Below are 17,358 nucleotides of genomic sequence, written 5' to 3'. Positions count from 1 at the left end.
GGTTAACGCCCCGTTCCGCCGTGGACGACGGCGGCCTCTTCGCCGCCGAGATCGAAGGCCTTGTGCAGGACCTGCACGGCCTCGTCGAGTTCGGTGTCGCGCACGAGCACCGAGATCCGGATCTCCGAGGTGGAGATCAGGTCGATGTTCACGCCGGCGTTGGCCAGCGCCTCACAGAAGGTGGCGGTGACGCCCGGGTGCGACTTCATCCCGGCGCCGACCAGCGACACCTTGCCGATGTGGTCGTCGTAGAGGACCTGCGCGAAGCCGATCTCGTCCTGCCGCTTGGTCAGCATCTCGACCGCGCGAGCGCCGTCGGTCTTGGGCAGGGTGAAGGTGATGTCGGTCTTGCCCGTGTCGACCTTGGAGATGTTCTGCAGCACCATGTCGATGTTGATCTCGGCGTCGGCGACCGCGCGGAACACCTTGGCCGCGTAGCCCGGCTCGTCCGGCAGGGCGACGACGGTCACCTTGGCTTCGCTGCGGTCGTGCGCGACGCCGGTCAGGATTGCCTGCTCCACGGGAATGTCCTCCATCGATCCGAAAACAGTGGTGCCGATCTTGTCGGTGTAGGACGACCGGACATGAACGGGAACGTTGTAGCGGCGCGCGTACTCCACGCAGCGCAGCATGAGCACCTTCGAGCCGCAGGCCGCCATCTCGAGCATCTCCTCGTAGGAGATCTTGTCGAGCTTCTGCGCGTCGCCGACGATGCGCGGGTCGGCGCTGAAGATGCCGTCCACGTCGGTGTAGATCTCGCAGACATCGGCTTTCAGCGCCGCGGCCAGCGCGACGGCGGTGGTGTCGGAACCACCGCGGCCCAGCGTGGTGACGTCCTTGCTGTCCTGGCTGACGCCCTGGAAGCCGGCGACCAGCACGATCTGCCCCTCGGCCAGCGCCTCCTGGAGGCGGCCGGGGGTGACGTCGATGATCTTGGCGTTGCCGTGCGCGCCGGTGGTGATCACGCCGGCTTGCGAACCGGTGAACGAGCGCGCTTCGGCGCCGAGCGAATGAATCGCCATGGCCACCAGCGCGTTCGAGATGCGCTCGCCGGAGGTGAGCAGCATGTCCATCTCGCGAGCAGGCGGCGCCGGGGCCACCTGCTCCGCGAGATCGAGCAGCTCGTCGGTCGTGTCACCCATGGCCGAGCAGACCACGACGACGTCGTGGCCCTGCTTCTTGGTCTCCACGATCCGTTCAGCGACGCGCCGGATCCGCTCGGCGGTAGCCACCGAGGATCCTCCGTACTTCTGAACAACGAGAGCCACGGCTAGGTCCTTCACGATCGACAATCAGGCTTGGTATCAGCGACCAAGAGTACCGGCCCTGGTCCACCGGTTTTGCCGCTACCTCCCCAGCCTGTGGAAAACGACACAGGCTCGTCACCTGTGGATAACCGTCGAAATCAGGCCCGGACGAACCAGGTGACCTGCGTGCCGTTGTCGAATTCCTTGCGCCGCACCGGAGTGAAAGATGTCGGCTTGAAGACGCCGGTGAACGCTTGTACGCCGTCGCCCGCGATGACGGGGTAGCTCTTGATGACCATCTCGTCGACCTCGTCGATCAGCTGACCGGCCAGGTTCCCGCCGCCACACAGCCAGATGTCGCCGCCTTCCTGCCGCTTGAGTTCGCGAACCAGCTCCGCGGGGTCGCCGGAGACGATCTCGACGCCGGGGTGATCGGCCTGCGCGAGCGAGGACGAGACGACGTACTGCTTCAGGTGCGAGAACGGGCTCTCGACGTGCTCGCCCGGGAGGATGTAGGTGCCGCGACCCATCAGCACCGTGTCCCAGTTCTTGGCCGGCAGCTCGGGGTCCATGCCGATGTGCGGCCGGAGATGGGTCGGGATCGAATCGGGGAACTCGGCCGTCATCCATTCCATGTAGTTCTGCGGCGTCGGATAGAAGTCGACCTCGCCGCCGGGACCCGCGATGTAGCCGTCGAGCGAGACACCGATGTAGTAGACAAGCTTTCGCATGGGTACCGCCTAAGTTGTTGTACTCTGATTGAAGTGGTTTGAACGTAGTACTACAGACGGAGTGGTGTCAAGTGCGAACTAATCCCGAACGACGGCAGGCGCTGCTCGACGCGGCGATCGAGGTGCTGGCGGCCGAAGGCGCGCGCGGCCTCACCTTCCGCGCGGTGGACAAGCAGGCCGGGGTGCCCGTCGGCACCGCGTCGAACTACTTCACCAGCCGCGACGAGCTGCTCACCCAGGCAGGCACCCGCTTCTACGAGGTGGTCCAGCCGAGCGAGGAGACGATGGCGCTGGTGAGCGAGGGACCGAAGACGGTCGAGAACATCACCGCGCTGATGAAGGAGGTCGTCGGCCGGCTCGAATCGCACCGCACCGCCTACCTCGCGCTGCTCGAACTGCGGCTCGAGGCGACCCGGCGTCCGGAGTTGCGCGAGGTACTCACCGAGCGGGTCAGGGCCGACCTGGATTTCAACGTCCGCAACCACCTGGCGTCGGGCCAGCCGGGCGACGAGGCGTCGGTACTCCTGCTGTATCTGGCCCTGAATTGGCTCATCGTCGAGCACCTCACCCTGCCCGGTATCTTCACCGAGCAACAGAGCATGGAGCTGATCGAAACCGCCGTCGAGCGGGCGATACGCCCCTGACCCGGTCATTTGTCCAGACCATAGACGTGTTGACGATCACTGGTACACGTGTGCACAATCGGGCGCGAAGACAGCGGGGGTTTCGGAGGACAGGCAAGATGCGCTCGAAGATCGACATCCGATTCACCGTGGATGCTCCCGTCGACCAGATCATGGATGCGTTGCTCGCCGTCGATCTCCTAGCCGAGTGGTCGACCAACTACAGCGACGTCCGCGTCGGCCCCCGCGACGCCGACGGCAGGCCGCGCCGGGTCTTCGTCACCGCGACCTTCCTGGGCAACTCCGACGCGCAGGTCCTCGAATTCTTCTGGGAACACAACCGGGTGTCCTGGGAGGTCGTCGACAGCAGCCGCGGCTCCAAGGGCAGCGGCTCGTTCGACCTGGTCGAGGGCCCCGAGGGCACCGAGATCGACTATCACGTCGAGATCCAGCTGCCGCTGCCCATCCCCGGCATCCTGTTCAAGCGCACCCTGCGCAAGATGAGCGATGAGATCGTCGCGAACTTCATCGACTTCGCCGAACGGTATCCCGAGGTCCACCGCTACGGCGTCGGCTAGCGGTTGCGCCGACGGCGAAAGCCGCGTCCGTTCCGCGCGGGCGAGCACGCCGGGTGCGACGATGAGCGCATGATCGGTACTCGACGGGTTCGGTTCCAGCAGGTGGCCGAAGGCGCCTCGGTGACCCAGCTCGAACTGTTCTTCGACCTCGTGATCGTCTTCGCCTTCACTATGGTGACCGCGCTGGCCGCCGACAACCCGACCGGCCCCAACGTGGTCCGCGCGGCCCTGGTGCTGGCGCTGATGTGGTGGCTGTGGATCGCCTACTCGTGGCTGGGCAATGTGGTCAGGGCCGACGAGGGCATCGCCCGGGTGGCGATGTTCGTCGCGATGGGCGGCGCGTTCATCGCGGCGCTGACCATTCCCGAGGCGTTCGAGGACCTGAGCGGCGGCTGGTTCGGTCCGCTCGTCTTCGCCATCGCCTACCTGGTGGTGCGGCTGGTGCACGTCTCGATCTTCTGGGTGATCAGCGCCGAGGACTCCCAGCTGCGTGGCCAGGTGTTGCGCTGGGCGCTGGGCTCGATCACCCTCGGCACCGCGTTGCTCGTCATCGCCGCGATGACCGACGGCCTCACCCAGATCGTGCTGTGGCTGGCCGCGATCATCGGCGACATGGTCTGGACCTGGTTCGCGGGCACCGACTGGCGGATCAACTCGGCCTCGCATTTCGCCGAGCGCTACGGGCTGATCGTCATCATCGCCCTCGGCGAGTCCATCGTCTCGATCGGCATCGGGGTGGCCGGCCTGCCGATCTCCTGGCCGATCGCGCTGGGCTCGATGCTGGGGCTCGCGGTGTCGGGCCTGCTGTGGTGGCTGTACTTCGACGTCGCGGCGATCTCGATCGAGCACGCCTTCGCCCATTCCCGCGGCGCGCACCAGATCAAGATCGCGCAGCGCAGCTACACCTACGGGCACTTCCCGATCATCGCCGGCGTCATCGCGCTCTCGCTGGGATTGAAGAAGGTGCTGTACTACGTCGGCGACGCCTCGCATCACAAGCTCACCGACGCGCTGCACGGCATTCCGCTGGCCGCGCTCTTCATCGGGCCCGCGCTGTTCCTGCTCGGCGTCGTCGCGGCGAAATACTATGCGACCAAGGAGATCTCGATCGCCCGGGTGATCACCGCGGTCCTGCTGGTCGCGGTGATCCCAGTGGCGACGCACCTGCCCGCGCTCGCCGCGCTGAGCCTGCTGTGCGCGCTGCTGGCCCTACTGGTGATCTTCGAGACCATTCGCTACGCGACCCCGCGCGACCAGATCAGGCACGCTTGATCCGACCGAGGTGGTGGCGCACGCCGTGCTCGGCGGGCGTCGCCCCCCGGTGCGACGGCGGCACTCTGACCCCGGCGCGCACCGCGTCGTTGATCTGATCGAGGTTCTCCCGCAGCATGTCGGCGACGAGTTCGTCGGTGCGCGGGTCGTCGAGCAGCTGGCGCAGCATCCGGTACACGGTGTCGGCGACGAGCCGGATGATGTCGTCGTGGAACGGGACGTAGCGCAGTTTGCTGGTCGTCGGGTCGTTCTTGATCAGGTCGACGATCATCTGGTCGACCTCGGCGTGGTTCTCCTCGAGCGCCGCGGCGATGTTCTTGGTGTAGTGGCCCGCCCGCAGGACCTTGGAGACCTCGTCGAGGATCGCGATCGTCATCGGGCGCTTGATCACGTCGACGATGGTGCCGACGAAACGGTTCACGATCGTCGCGGTGACCCGCTCCCCCAGCGCGCGGTCGGCGACCCGGCCGAGCCGGATCAGGATCACCACGATCCGCAGCAGCCGGAACCCGCGGAAGATCGGGCTGGTCACCGGGATCATGCCGAGCACTTCGTACCAGTAGATGAACGGGAAGCTCCACGGCCAGCCCGCCCGGCGCCAGCGCCAGAGGAACTCGATCAGGAAGATGCCGCAGATCGTCCAGTCGGCGACCACGATCGCGTGATAGGTCGTCCCGGAGACGGGAAAGAAGGTGATCCAGACGACCAGCGCGACCGAGATGATCGCCAGGACCAGCATGAACAGGTCGGTCCGTAGCGATGGCGTCTTCGAGCGTACGTCCGGCAACGCCTCGACCCGCTCGATGCCCGGTGAGGCCACCTCGGTACTCCCTTCGAACGCCATCGTCCTTGCCGAGCGTAACGGCCGGTCGACGCGGATCGGTCACATTGCGCGCGACGGTCCGCGCGAGTGTCAGCGACCGGCGCCGATGACGGCCGCGATATTGCGTTCGGCCAGCGCGGTGATCGTGAGCGAAGGGTTGACCGTCGCGGTGCTGCCGGGGATCGCCGCGCCGTCCATCACGTAGAGGCCGGGGTGCCCGTGCACACGGCCGTAGGCGTCGGTCGCCTTGCCGAGCACCGCGCCGCCCAGCGGATGCGCGGTGAACTGGGCGTTCGCGTCGTAGCCGAGCGCGCCGTACTCGGCGACCGCGCCCGCGCGTTCGGCGATCCGGTGATCGACCGCGCGCGCCGCGTCGACGACGGCGTCCTGCGCGGCCGCCGACCAGCTCAACCCGACACCGCCGCCGGCGTGATAGCCGAAACGGGCCCTGGTCGGGTCGAGGACCATGCCGAGCGAGGCCAGCGCGCCGGTCTCGAACGGAATGCCCGGGATGTACCAGTTCTCCAGAGTCAGCGGGACGCGCGACTCGTCGAAGACGCGGCTCGCGCTGGGCACGCCCTGGCCCTGACCCGCCACCGCGCTAGCGCCGCGCGCCAGCACCACGTCACCGTTGGTGCCCCAGCCGTCGCCGATGTGCTCGTTGAGGTTGGGCAGCGCGCCGGTGGCCTGGGCGCGCACCAGCAGCTCGGAGGTACCGATCGAACCCGCGCCGAGGAACAGCTTGTCGCAGGTCAGCGTGCGGGTGCCGAGGTTCTGACCGGTCGGGGCCAGTTTCGTCACCGTGACCACGAACTTGCCGCTCGCCTCCTGGGCGATGGCGTCGACGCGGTGGCCCGGGTACACCTGCGACTTGCCGGTCTCCCTGGCGTAGCGCAGGTAGTTCTGGTTCAGATCGAACTTGGCGCCGTTGGAATTGCCCAGGTTGGAGCGGGCAGCGGTGGCCGAGGCGCGGGAGGTGCCCGCCAGCTCGCTGCGCAGCACGTCCCAGGTGAAGATCGAATCGTTGGCCACCGGCTGGTAGCCCGCGGCGCGGACCTGGTCGTCCCAGGCGCGCGAGTGCGCGAACGGCGTGGAGTGGTAGATGTCGGCGGGCATCGGATCCAGGCGCAACATCTCGCGCACGCGCGGGTAGTAGACGCGCTCGAGCTCGCCGTAATCGACGACGCCACCGAAGACGTGGTCGAACAGCTTGCGCTCGGGCGCCACCATCGCGCCGGTGAAGATGACCGAACCGCCGCCGACCGCGGCGGCGCGCCACACGTCGATGCCCGGGTACTCGGTGACATCGAGGACGCCGCCGAACGCGCCGAAGCTCATCGGCACCTTGGTGACGCCGGTGAAGCTGGTGCGGTGCCAGAAGCCGCGGCCGTCGGGCAGGTCGTCGCCGGTGAAGATCTCCCGCCACGGGTCGTTGGGCCAGCGCGAACCGCGCTCGAGCACGGTGTTGGCGATCCCGGCCTCAGCCAGCCGCAGGGCGGTGACGGCGGCGCCGAAGCCGGAACCGATGACGATGGCCTCGGTGTGCGCCGGTGCGTCGGGGAGGGGTTCGAAGATCTCCGGTACCCAGGTCCGGAACATCGCCTCGCGCGGATCGGCCGAGGCGGCCGTGGTCGTCAGCGTCGTCCCCACGGCACCGGCGATCGTCGCCAGTCCCGCCGCCTTGAAGAAGGCACGTCTGTGCACCAGGCCACCTCCCTCATCACGCATGGCCGAGCGCAGGATACCCCGTGTGAAACACCAATGGTGTTCGACCGAGGGGCCTTTGGTGGTAGTCACAACCGGTGGGCGGGCCGCAGGCAGCGGCCCGGACTCAGCCCGCCGTCAGCAGCCGGATCACCGCGATCGTGCCGACGACGACGATCACCGCGCGCAAGACGTTCGGCGGCAGCCTGCGACCCACCTTCGCGCCGAGCTGGCCACCGATGATCGAGCCGACCGCGATCAGCGCGACGGCCTGCCAGTTCACCTCGGCGATGGCGATGAAGATCGCCGCCGACACCGCGTTCACGATCAGCGCCAGCACGTTCTTCACCGCGTTGAGCCGCTGGATGTCCTCGTGCACGAAGACCCCGAGCAGGCCGAGCAGCAGCACGCCCTGGGCGGCGCCGAAGTAGCCGCCGTAGATGCCGGTGCCGAACACCGCGACCAGCAGGATCGGGCCGCCGTGCTCGGGAGTGGCCGCGTCACCGTCGGCCCTGCGCCGCTTCACCCAGGCCGCCAGCCGGGGCTGCACGACCACCAGGATCAGCGCGGCGATGATCAGCACCGGCACGATCGCCTTGAAGGCCTCCGCGGGCATGACGAGCAGCAGGATCGCGCCGGTGATGCCACCGAGCAGCGAGGCGGTGCCCAGCTGCAGCAGTCGCGATCGCTGCCCTTCCAGTTCGCGGCGGTAGCCGATCACCCCGCTGACCGAGCCGGGGACCAGACCGATCGTGTTGGACACGTTCGCCGTCACCGGCGGCAAACCGAAGGCAAGCAGCGTGGGGAAGGTGATCAGGGTGCCGGAGCCGACGATCGTATTGATGCCACCCGCGGCGATGCCCGCCGCGAGAATGGCCACTTGCTGTAACCAAGTCATTCGAGTTCCTTTGTGACGTCTCGTCGGACGCGATGGTCCGTACAAGCGTGCGATTCGCTGAAAACCGTACCGCTCGCTTACTACCGGCCGGTTTCCCCAGGCCGCTTACCAGCGGGGTAGGGCACGCGGTATCCTCGAAGGATCATGCAGCGGGCACTTCTTCTCGGCCGCCGCGACGGGTTCTGATACGGACCGGCTCCCGTCGCGGGGTTCCAACGCGCCGGTCGACCCGCTCCCACCAGGGAATCCACCTCACCCACGGAGAAACTTGCATGTCCTCGGCTGACGCATTCGTATCCGCTTCGCGCACCATCACGGCCCCCGGCAAACCCGCACCGGCCGACCAGCCCGCCTGGAACCACCAGAAGAACTCGTCGATGCCGTCGTTCCGGTACCGGCCCTTCGCCGAAGAGGTCGAGCCCATCTCGGTGCCCGACCGCACCTGGCCCGACAAGATCATCGATCGCGCGCCCGCGTGGTGTGCCGTCGACCTGCGCGACGGCAACCAGGCCCTCATCGACCCGATGAGCCCGGCCCGCAAGCGCCGCATGTTCGACCTGCTCGTCCGGATGGGCTACAAGGAGATCGAGGTCGGGTTCCCGGCCGCCAGCCAGACCGACTTCGACTTCGTCCGCGAGATCATCGAGGACGGCGCGATCCCCGACGACGTCACCATCCAGGTCCTGACCCAGTGCCGCGCCGAGCTGATCGAGCGCACCTTCGAGGCCTGCAACGGCGCCCCGAACGTGATCGTGCACTTCTACAACTCCACCTCCATCCTGCAGCGTCGCGTCGTCTTCCGCGCCGAGCGGGACGCGGTGAAGAAGATCGCCACCGACGCCGCCGCGCTGTGCCTGGAGATCGAGAAGAAGTACCCGGACACCGCCTGGCGCTACGAGTACAGCCCAGAGTCCTACACCGGCACCGAGCTGGACTACGCCCGTGAGGTCTGCGACGCGGTCTCCGAGATCATCGCGCCGACCCCGCAGAAGCCGCTGATCATCAACCTGCCCGCGACCGTCGAGATGGCCACGCCGAACGTGTACGCCGACTCGATCGAGTGGATGCACCGCAACCTGGCCCGCCGCGACTCGATCGTGCTGTCGCTGCACCCCCACAACGACCGTGGCACCGCCGTCGCGGCCGCCGAGCTGGGCTACCAGGCCGGCGCCGACCGCATCGAGGGCTGCCTGTTCGGCAACGGCGAGCGCACCGGCAACGTCTGCCTGGTCACCCTGGGCATGAACATGTTCTCCCGCGGCATCGACCCGCAGATCAACTTCTCCGACATCGACGAGGTCCGTCGGACGGTGGAGTACTGCAACCAGCTGGCCGTGGCCGAACGTCACCCCTACGGCGGCGACCTGGTCTACACCGCGTTCTCGGGCAGCCACCAGGACGCCATCAACAAGGGCCTGGACGCGATGAAGGCGGCCGCCGACGCGCAGAACGCCGACGTCGCCGACATCACCTGGGAGGTCCCGTACCTGCCGATCGACCCGAAGGACGTCGGCCGCACCTACGAGGCCGTCATCCGGGTGAACTCGCAGTCCGGCAAGGGCGGCGTCGCCTACATCATGAAGACCGACCACGGTCTGGTGCTGCCGCGCCGGCTGCAGATCGAGTTCTCGCAGGCGATCCAGGCGATCACCGACGGTGAGGGCGGCGAGGTGACGCCCAAGGAGATGTGGGACGTCTTCGCCACCGAGTACCTGAACCCGATCCTGCCGCTGGAGCGGATGCGCCAGAAGGTGACCGCGTCGGAGACCGACGGCGGTGTCGACACCATCGTCGCCACGGTGAAGGTCGACGGCGTCGAGCAGGAGATCACCGGGTCCGGCAACGGCCCGCTGGCCGCGTTCGTCGACGCGATCGCCACCGTCGGCTTCGACGTGCGGGTGCTCGACTACAGCGAGCACGCCATGTCCGCCGGTGACGACGCGCAGGCCGCCGCCTACGTCGAGGTCGCGATCGGCGACAAGGTCGTGTGGGGCGTCGGCATCGCCACCTCCATCACCACCGCGTCGCTGCGGGCCGTCGTCTCGGCGGTCAACCGGGCCGCCGCACGCTAGTTCGCCGACACGAAGGCCGGGCCCGCAGCACGCGGACCCGGCCTTCGCCGGTTGTGCACACTGCCGAAAGGGCTGTGGACAACTCGGGCCCGACCGGTCGGCTTCGGTACGGATCTACCGGTTGAGCTGCGCGCATGCCCGCTCACAGCCGCTCCGGAGCCTGCCGCCCCCGGCGCGCGGAAATTAGCACCGTGCTAGCGTTTTGGTGCACATTCAGCGCCGAGCTTCCTGCTCGTTCATCGGGCAAAGTGGGGGAACTGTGACCAACAACGACCATAATCCGACGTCTCCGCCCTGGCTGCAGAGTCCGTCGGCTGAAACGGCCGACGCTGCGTCCGGATCCGCCGGAGTGCAGACGGCCACCGACGACGACCTCGAGCCGACAGGCGCCGCGGGCGAGCAGGCAGACGAGCCCGCCGAGCCGCAGCCCGCCGAGGCGGCCGTGGCCGAGCCGCAGGCCGGACTCGCCGAGCAGACGGTGTTCCAGCCGGGTGGATTCGTGCCAGGCCCCTTCGCGCCGAGTCAGTATCCGGGAGCGCCCGATTCGTACCAGAGCGGTGGCGCGCATCCGGTGGCGCACGGCCCCGAGCAGCAGCCGTGGCCGGGTCAGCCCGGCCCGGGCTCCGAGCAGCCGTGGCCCGGTCAGCCCGCCCCCGGCGCCGAACAGCCGTACCCCGGTCCGCAGGCGACCGGTGAGCAGCCGTATCCCGGCGCTCCCGGCCCGTACCCGGGCGCGCCCGAGCAGCCGCAGTTCCCCGGGCCCGAGCAGCAGCCCCAGGGACCCCAGTCCGAGCCCATCTACAGCTGGGCGCCTCCGCCGCCGCCGATGTACCAGCCGCCGATGCAGGGCGGCATGCCGCCCGGTCAGCCGGGGCAGCCGGGTCCGCTCGGCCCGCCGCCCGGTCAGCCGCAGTGGCAGGGCGGGCCTGCGCCGCAGCATCAGCCGTTCCAGCCGCAGCACGTGCCCGCCCCCGGTCAGCCCGGCCATTCGGTCAACGACCTGAACCTGCTCAAGCGGGCCCGCAAGGCGCCGCGCAGCGGATGGCGGCGCGCCGTGCACAAGGCCTCCGGCGGCATGATCAACCCGGGTGAGTCGGCGGCCGACGTCGTCCACCGCGATCTCGCCGAGCGGGTCAACCAGCCGGTCCGCGGCGACTACCGGATCGCGATCCTCTCGCTCAAGGGTGGCGTCGGCAAGACCACCACCACGGTCGGTCTCGGTTCCACCTTCGCCTCGCAGCGCGGCGACCGCGTCATCGCGATCGACGCCAACCCCGACCTGGGCACCCTCGCCCACCGGGTGCCGCGGCAGACCCGCTCGACGGTGCGCAACCTGCTCGAGGACCAGAACATCACCCGCTACTCGGATGTGCGCGCGCACACCTCGCAGGCCCCGAGCCGACTGGAAGTGCTTGCCTCCGAGCAGGACCCGGCCGTGTCGGAAGCCTTCAGCGAGGCCGATTACCGCAAGGCGATCGGCATCCTGCAGTCGTTCTACAACATCATCCTGACCGACTGCGGCACCGGCCTGATGCACTCGGCGATGTCCGGCGTGCTGGACATGGCGAGCTCGCTGGTGCTGGTCACCTCGCCCGCGATCGACGGTGCGCGCAGCGCGTCGGCGACGCTGGACTGGCTCGACCACCACGGCTACAGCAAGCTCGTCGAGCGCACCGTCGTCGTCGTGAACGCCTCGCGTCGTGGCGCGTCGACGGTCGACCTGGACCAGCTGCGCAAACTGTTCCTCGACCGCACCCGCGCCGTGCAGATCGTCCCGTTCGACGATCACCTGGCCGAGGGCGCCGAGATCGACCTCGAGCTGGTCAGCAAGCCGACCAGGCGCGCGCTGCTCGAACTGGCCGCCATGGTCGCCGACGATTTCGGCTACCACGGACAGCAGCAGGGCCAGCAGTACCCGCCGCAGGGTCAGCCCTACCCGGGTCAGCCGTACCAGCCGGGGCAATTCTGAGATAGCCGAAGGTCGTGGGGGGAACATGTCCGAGGTCGATGCCGCGCGCCATCTCGCCGACGTGGCGGCGGGCGCGGGGCTCGGTAACCACCGGGCGGCCTACACACCGGCCGTGGTGGCGTGGAGCCGGATTCGTGTCCTCGGGATCGTGGCCGGTGTCGCGCTCGCGACAACCGCGCTGGCCTTCGTCATCGATCAGGCCGGGATCGCCTGGATCACCGGGCTGACCGCGATCGGCACGGGGTTCGGGTTCGTGCTGGCCACGGCGCAGGCGTGGTGGCACGAACGCGAGACCGTGGGCAACCGGCTCGCCGTCTACGACCACGGTTTGGTCGCGGTGGTGGGCGGGCGCACCAGCGTCGCGCGGTTCGACTCGACGACGGTGCGGCAGAAGATCGTCGGCGAGCACACCGACGGTGGCCCGATCATCACCGTCCATACCTACACGCTGACCGATCTCGCCGGTCAGCCTTTCGTGCTCGACAGCTCGTTCATCCAGGCCGAGCAGTGGGGCCGGTGGATTCAGCAGGCCGTCACCGCGGCCCAGCTGCCGCGGGCGCTCGCGGCGGTGCGGGCCGGTCACCGCCTCGGCTTCGGCGACATCTGGCTGACCGCGAACGAGATCGGCGCGCGCAACAAGAGCGTGCCGTGGCACCAGGTACAGGGCCTGCGGACGGTCTCGGGCTACGCCGAGATCGCCGTCGAGGGCGCGTGGTTCGGGCTGAACTCGACCTCGATCGCCGATATCCCCAACTTCTTCGTCCTGCGCGCGCTGGTCGATCGGCTGCGCGCGTCGGTCAGCTCGCGCTGACCTGCCCGGCCGCGGCCTCGAAGGCGTCGAGCACCGCGGCGATGGCGGGCCGTCGGTGCGCCTGTGGCCGGGTGAGCAGTTCGTACACCCGGGCCGCGCGCACCCCCGCCAGCCGCAGTACCGACAGCCCGGGATGCGCGACCGCGAAGCGGGGCATCAGCGCCACGCCGTAGCCCGAGGCCACGAGCGTCTCGATGACCCGGAACTCGTTGAGCCGCTGCGCGATCCGCGGCCGCACCCCGGTGATGGTGGCGATCGACTCGAGCACGTCGTCGACGGGGAATCCGCCGCGCACGCTCACCCACGTCTCGTCGGCCAGTTCCTCGGGGCGGACCGCCTGCCTGCCCGCCAGCGGGTGCGTCGCCGCGACGACGACGTCGATCGGCTCTCGCATCAGCACCCGCGCCGAGAGCCGTGGACCGGCGGGCGAGGGCGCGCGTTCGTCGCGATGGGTGAGCACGATGTCGTAGTCGGCCAGCAGTTTGGGCGCTGCCGACGGCGGTAGGTCCTCATCGCCGGCGACGATCCGCACGCCGCTGTCGGACAGCGCGGTGAGCACCGGCGGCAGCAGCAGCGCGGCGCCGGAGGGGAACGACGCCACTCTGACCTGCCCGCGCGGCGAGCCGCGGTAGTGCGCCATCTCGGCGGTCGCGCGCTCCATCGCGGCGAGCACATCGTCGGCGCGCAGCACCAGTGCCTGGCCGGCGTCGGTGAGCCGCACCCGTCGCCCGTCGGGCTCGAGCAGCGCGACGCCCGCTTCCCTGGCGAGCACCTTCAGTTGCTGTGACACCGCCGAGGGCGTCATCGACAGCGCTTCGGCGACGGCGGCGACCGTCCCGCGATCGGCCAGCTCGCGCAGAATTCGCAGTCGGTCGATGGAAAACATGAAGTAAATCTACTTTATTGATCCACTTTTATTCGTTTGTGCTGATGCTTCGCCGAACGCACGATTAGCACTGTGACCACCCGCGACCGCCTGCTCGGACTGACCGTCGTCGTGCTCTGGGGCCTGAACTTCCTGGCCATCCGAATCGGCCTCGATCATTTCCCGCCGTTCTTCTTCGCCGCGCTGCGTTTCGCCGTCATCGCGATCCCCGTGCTCGTCTTCATTCCCCGCCCCGCCGTGCGCGTCCGCTGGCTGCTGCTCTACGGCACCGGCTTCGGCATCCTGCAGTTCGCGTTCCTGTTCACCGCGATGCGCATCGGCATGCCGACCGGGCTCGCCTCGCTGGTGCTGCAGTCCTCCGCGCCGTTCACGGTGGTGCTGGGCGCGGTGCTGCTGCGCGAGCGGCTGCGGCCGGTGCAGGTCGCGGGGCTGGCGGTGGCGGTACTCGGCATGATCGTCATCGGCGCCGATCGGCTGGCGCACGCGACGTTGCTCCCGGTGCTGCTGACGCTGGCGGGCGGGCTGGGGTGGGCGTTCGGCAATATCGGCGCGCGCCAGGCCGGCGCCGACTCCCCCGGATTCGATCCGCTGCATCTGACGCTGTGGATGTCGGTGATCCCGGTGCTGCCGCTGCTGGCGCTGTCGATGGCTGTCGAGGGGCCTGACACCGGTTTCCGCGCGCTCGGCGGCGCGGTCTCCTCGACCGCCGGGCTCCCCGCGCTGGCCGCGCTCGCCTATATCGCGATCCTCGCGACAGTCTGCGGATCGGGCCTGTGGACGTATCTGATGAGCCGCTATCCGGCGGGCACGGTGGCGCCGTTGTCGCTGCTCGTCCCGGTCGTCGGCATCGGCGCGGCCTGGGTGGCGCTCGACGAGCAGCCGTCGGTGACCGCGCTCGTCGGCGGGGCGATCGTGATCGCGGGCGCCTTCGCCGCGACGACCACCCGGCGGGTGCGCGGGATTGCGGATCCGGTTCCCGGCCGCGGCCTGGTTCAGGTCTGACGTCCAATTCAGCGCACAATCGCGCAGGCTCTGGCTAGCATGTGACCGATCGCGCGATGCGTTTTCCGCGCGACCGGTCGGTTTCGAGCTCGGGCGAACGACATGCAGGTCGCAACAGCCAGGTCTTCGCCGCGCTCTAGAGTGATAGCAAATCGCAGGCAATAACTCGAGCAAGGCAGCTGAACAGCATATGGCGCAACGGTGGCCCGTCTCGCGGAGAACATTTCTCCGCGGCACAGTCGCAGCGGGGGTGGTATCGGCAGGGGCCGTGGCGGGCACGCCGGGTGTTGCGCTGAGCGCGCCTCCCGGCCGCCGGGTCGCGGTCCTCGGCGGCGGCGTCGCCGGGCTGACGGCCGCGCACGAGCTGGCCGAACGCGGTTTCGAGGTCACCGTCTACGAGGCCAGAGCCTTCGGCGGCAAGGCGCGCAGCGTGTCGGTGCCGGGCACCGGCCGCGACGGCAGGCCCGATCTGCCCGGTGAGCACGGCTTCCGCTTCTTTCCCGGCTTCTATCAGAACCTGCCCGACACCATGCGCCGGATCCCGGTCGCCGGCAATGCCGACGGCGTGTGGAGCAACCTGCTCACCGTGCCGGAAGCCAGGTTCTCCCGCCGCGACACCGACGACATCCTGCTCGCCCTGCCCGACGGCTTCACCAACCCGAACACCCATCCGGACGCGATCCGGGAAACCCTGGCCGCCACCATCGCGACGATGACGAAGATGCCGCCCGCCGAGGTCGCGTACTTCGCCAATCGGCTGCTGGTGTTCAACAGCAGCTGCGACGCCCGCCGCTTCGGCCAGTGGGAGCACACCTCCTGGCAGGACTTCGTGCACGGGCACGAGCGCTCGCACGAGTTCCGCGCGATCGTCTCCCGCTCGCTCACCAGCATCATGGTCGCGGCCAAGGAGGACCTGGCCAGCACCCGCACCATCGGCAGCATGGGCGAGCAGTTCCTCGGCAATCCGCTCGGCCTCGGCAACGACGGCGGCCTGGACCGGGTGCTGAACAACGCCACCAATATCGCCTGGATCGACCCGTGGGTGCAGCACCTGCGCGGACTCGGTGTGCGGTTCGAACTCGGCGCGCGCGTCGAGGAACTCGTCGTGCGCGACCAGCGCATCGGCGCCGCGCGGATCACCGACGCCGGCGGCGCCCGCACCGTCGAGGCCGACTATTTCGTCACCGCGCTGCCGGTCGAGCAGGCCCGCAAACTCTGGTCGCCGCGGGTACTCGAACTGGCCCCGGAACTGGCGGCGACCGATCGCCTGTTCGTCGACTGGATGAACGGCATCCAGATCTATTTCCGTTCCCCACTGCATATTTCGCGCGGCCATACCGCGTTCGTGGATTCACCGTGGTCGCTCACCTCGATCAGCCAGAACCAGTTGTGGACCCACAAGCTGAATACGTTCGGCGACGGATCGGTGGCCGACTGTCTGTCCGTCGACATCTCCGACTGGAATACCCCCGGCATGCTCTACGGCAAGCCCGCCGTGGAATGCACACACGAGGAGATCTTCCGCGAGGTCTGGGCCCAGCTCGCCGCGCACCTCAACGACCGCGAACAACTGCTGCGCCCCGCCGACGTCCATTCCTGGTTTCTCGATCCGGGGATCACCTGGCAGGGCAGCCGGAACGCGAATGCCGATCCGTTGCTCATCAATACCGCGGGCTCCTGGGACGCACGACCGGAGCCGCACGGATCGATCGAGAATCTGTTCCTGGCAGGCGATTACGTGCGCACCGATGTCGACCTGGCGACCATGGAGGGCGCCAACGAATCGGCGCGCGCCGCGGTCAACGCGCTGCTCGACGTCTCGGGCTCATCGGCCCAGCGCTGCCGCACTTTCCGGCTGCGCCGCACGCCGGAACTCGAGCCGCTGCGGGTGATCGACGCCGATCGCTACGCTCGGGGATTGCCCAATATGTTCGACGAATAGTTGTGAACTGTTAGAACGACCAGAACGCGCGTTGCTTCTGCGTCCGGTTCCGCCGACAATAACGACCGTCTGTTCGAAACTTGGTGTTAGCGGGGGGATTTCTGGTGAATCTGCGCGTGCTCGGCTCGATCGCGGTAGCGGCGGCGGTGCTGGCCGGCTGCGGTCCGGTCGGTCCGCCCGGAATCGAATTCGGCGCGGCCGCTCCGGACAGCCGACCGATCCCCGTGACACTGCCCGCCACCGTCGAGAATTGGCCCGACGCCTGCGCGGTGCTCACCGACGCCGAGATCACCGCGATCCTGCCCCAGGCCACCCATCTGAAACGCACACCGCAGACCGTGCAGCTCGTCGACGAATCGGTGCGCAATATCGCCCAGGGCGGTTGCCTGTTCACCTTCGATCTGCCCGACCGGCCCGCGTCCTCGGGCAATACCAAGATCACCGTGATGTTCTCCTCGGTCGGCGAGGAATCCGCCGTCACCGCCTACTACGCCGATATGAAGCGCTTCACCGGCGATCCGGTGGCCCCGGCCGAGTGGGGTGCCACCGAATGCACCTACGGCAAGATCATCGAATCCACCGTGGCCTGTCATCGGGGGAATTTCGCGTTCGCGGTCAGCGGCGACTCCTCGGTCAGCGGCCTGGACAACTCCGCGCGCTTCCAGATCTGGCGCGACGAGGTCACCGCCGAGATCGTCCGCACCCTCGTCGCGCGAATGAGCTGACCCCCCGCTCGATCATCCGGCTCACGCCACCGGCGCGAATGAGCTGACCCCCGCTCGATCATCCGGCTCACGCCA

At 68.5% G+C, this 17,358-nt stretch carries 15 protein-coding genes; 9 read left to right on the top strand and 6 right to left on the bottom strand.

Annotated elements, in window-relative coordinates; all coding sequences use genetic code 11:
• Window positions 1-2 precede the first annotated feature (2 nt).
• Both V8688_RS10090 and V8688_RS10085 read right to left on the bottom strand, forming a co-directional pair.
• A complete protein-coding gene (locus tag V8688_RS10090; RefSeq protein WP_218716967.1) occupies window positions 3-1,268 on the bottom strand; it encodes an aspartate kinase in 1,266 nt (421 codons plus the stop codon).
• Window positions 1,269-1,405: 137 nt separating this feature from the next.
• Window positions 1,406-1,978 (bottom strand): dihydrofolate reductase family protein, encoded by a 573-nt coding sequence (locus tag V8688_RS10085; RefSeq protein WP_342800680.1) that lies wholly within the window; start codon window positions 1,976-1,978, stop codon window positions 1,406-1,408.
• Between the two features lie 71 nt (window positions 1,979-2,049).
• On the opposite strand from V8688_RS10085, the gene V8688_RS10080 reads away from it, so the two are divergent.
• The 3 genes from V8688_RS10080 to V8688_RS10070 all read left to right on the top strand — a co-directional run bounded on the left by V8688_RS10080 (window position 2,050) and on the right by V8688_RS10070 (window position 4,451).
• Window positions 2,050-2,622 carry a TetR/AcrR family transcriptional regulator gene (locus V8688_RS10080; RefSeq protein WP_218716965.1) on the top strand — a complete coding sequence of 191 codons (573 nt, stop codon included), beginning with the start codon at window positions 2,050-2,052 and terminating at the stop codon, window positions 2,620-2,622.
• Window positions 2,623-2,720: 98 nt separating this feature from the next.
• Window positions 2,721-3,179 (top strand): SRPBCC family protein, encoded by a 459-nt coding sequence (locus V8688_RS10075; protein ID WP_218716964.1) that lies wholly within the window; start codon window positions 2,721-2,723, stop codon window positions 3,177-3,179.
• Between the two features lie 69 nt (window positions 3,180-3,248).
• Window positions 3,249-4,451: a low temperature requirement protein A gene (locus V8688_RS10070; protein WP_342800679.1), complete on the top strand. Its 1,203-nt coding sequence runs from the start codon at window positions 3,249-3,251 to the stop codon at window positions 4,449-4,451.
• Here the strand turns inward: V8688_RS10070 and V8688_RS10065 are convergent.
• The 3 genes from V8688_RS10065 to V8688_RS10055 form a co-directional block, all read right to left on the bottom strand.
• A complete protein-coding gene (locus V8688_RS10065) occupies window positions 4,438-5,295 on the bottom strand; it encodes an ion transporter (protein ID WP_255587252.1) in 858 nt (285 codons plus the stop codon). The genes V8688_RS10070 and V8688_RS10065 overlap by 14 nt on opposite strands.
• Before the next feature lie 69 nt (window positions 5,296-5,364).
• Window positions 5,365-6,978, bottom strand: a complete 1,614-nt coding sequence (locus V8688_RS10060; RefSeq protein ID WP_218716962.1) for a GMC oxidoreductase — start codon at window positions 6,976-6,978, stop codon at window positions 5,365-5,367.
• Between the two features lie 127 nt (window positions 6,979-7,105).
• On the bottom strand, window positions 7,106-7,876 hold the full coding sequence (locus V8688_RS10055; RefSeq protein WP_316573200.1) for a sulfite exporter TauE/SafE family protein: 771 nt from the start codon (window positions 7,874-7,876) through the stop codon (window positions 7,106-7,108).
• A gap of 272 nt (window positions 7,877-8,148) precedes the next feature.
• Between V8688_RS10055 and leuA the strand changes: the two genes are divergently transcribed.
• The 3 genes from leuA (at window position 8,149) to V8688_RS10040 (ending at window position 12,728) form a co-directional block, all read left to right on the top strand.
• Window positions 8,149-9,948 carry a 2-isopropylmalate synthase gene (gene leuA, locus V8688_RS10050; protein ID WP_218716960.1) on the top strand — a complete coding sequence of 600 codons (1,800 nt, stop codon included), beginning with the start codon at window positions 8,149-8,151 and terminating at the stop codon, window positions 9,946-9,948.
• Between the two features lie 349 nt (window positions 9,949-10,297).
• The gene (locus V8688_RS10045; RefSeq protein WP_342800678.1) at window positions 10,298-11,917 is read left to right on the top strand and encodes an AAA family ATPase; all 1,620 of its coding nucleotides are present in this window, start codon (window positions 10,298-10,300) and stop codon (window positions 11,915-11,917) included.
• 25 nt (window positions 11,918-11,942) lie between these two features.
• A complete protein-coding gene (locus V8688_RS10040; protein ID WP_342800677.1) occupies window positions 11,943-12,728 on the top strand; it encodes a DUF6585 family protein in 786 nt (261 codons plus the stop codon).
• Here the strand turns inward: V8688_RS10040 and V8688_RS10035 are convergent.
• Window positions 12,715-13,614, bottom strand: coding sequence for a LysR family transcriptional regulator (locus V8688_RS10035; RefSeq protein WP_316573197.1), 900 nt, complete (start codon window positions 13,612-13,614; stop codon window positions 12,715-12,717). The two genes, V8688_RS10040 and V8688_RS10035, sit on opposite strands and share 14 nt — an antisense overlap.
• Before the next feature lie 72 nt (window positions 13,615-13,686).
• Between V8688_RS10035 and V8688_RS10030 the strand changes: the two genes are divergently transcribed.
• The 3 genes from V8688_RS10030 to V8688_RS10020 all read left to right on the top strand — a co-directional run bounded on the left by V8688_RS10030 (window position 13,687) and on the right by V8688_RS10020 (window position 17,283).
• Complete coding sequence (locus V8688_RS10030) at window positions 13,687-14,616, top strand: EamA family transporter (RefSeq protein ID WP_342800676.1); 930 nt, start codon at window positions 13,687-13,689, stop codon at window positions 14,614-14,616.
• Window positions 14,617-14,806: 190 nt separating this feature from the next.
• Window positions 14,807-16,558 (top strand): FAD-dependent oxidoreductase, encoded by a 1,752-nt coding sequence (locus tag V8688_RS10025; RefSeq protein ID WP_342800675.1) that lies wholly within the window; start codon window positions 14,807-14,809, stop codon window positions 16,556-16,558.
• Between the two features lie 104 nt (window positions 16,559-16,662).
• Window positions 16,663-17,283: a hypothetical protein gene (locus V8688_RS10020; RefSeq protein WP_218716955.1), complete on the top strand. Its 621-nt coding sequence runs from the start codon at window positions 16,663-16,665 to the stop codon at window positions 17,281-17,283.
• Window positions 17,284-17,358: the final 75 nt, after the last annotated feature.

Source organism: Nocardia sp. No.11 (assembly GCF_038752175.1).
In the GTDB taxonomy this organism is placed as follows: Bacteria; Actinomycetota; Actinomycetes; order Mycobacteriales; family Mycobacteriaceae; genus Nocardia; species Nocardia canadensis.
This window is presented reverse-complemented; position numbering and strand designations above follow the sequence as displayed.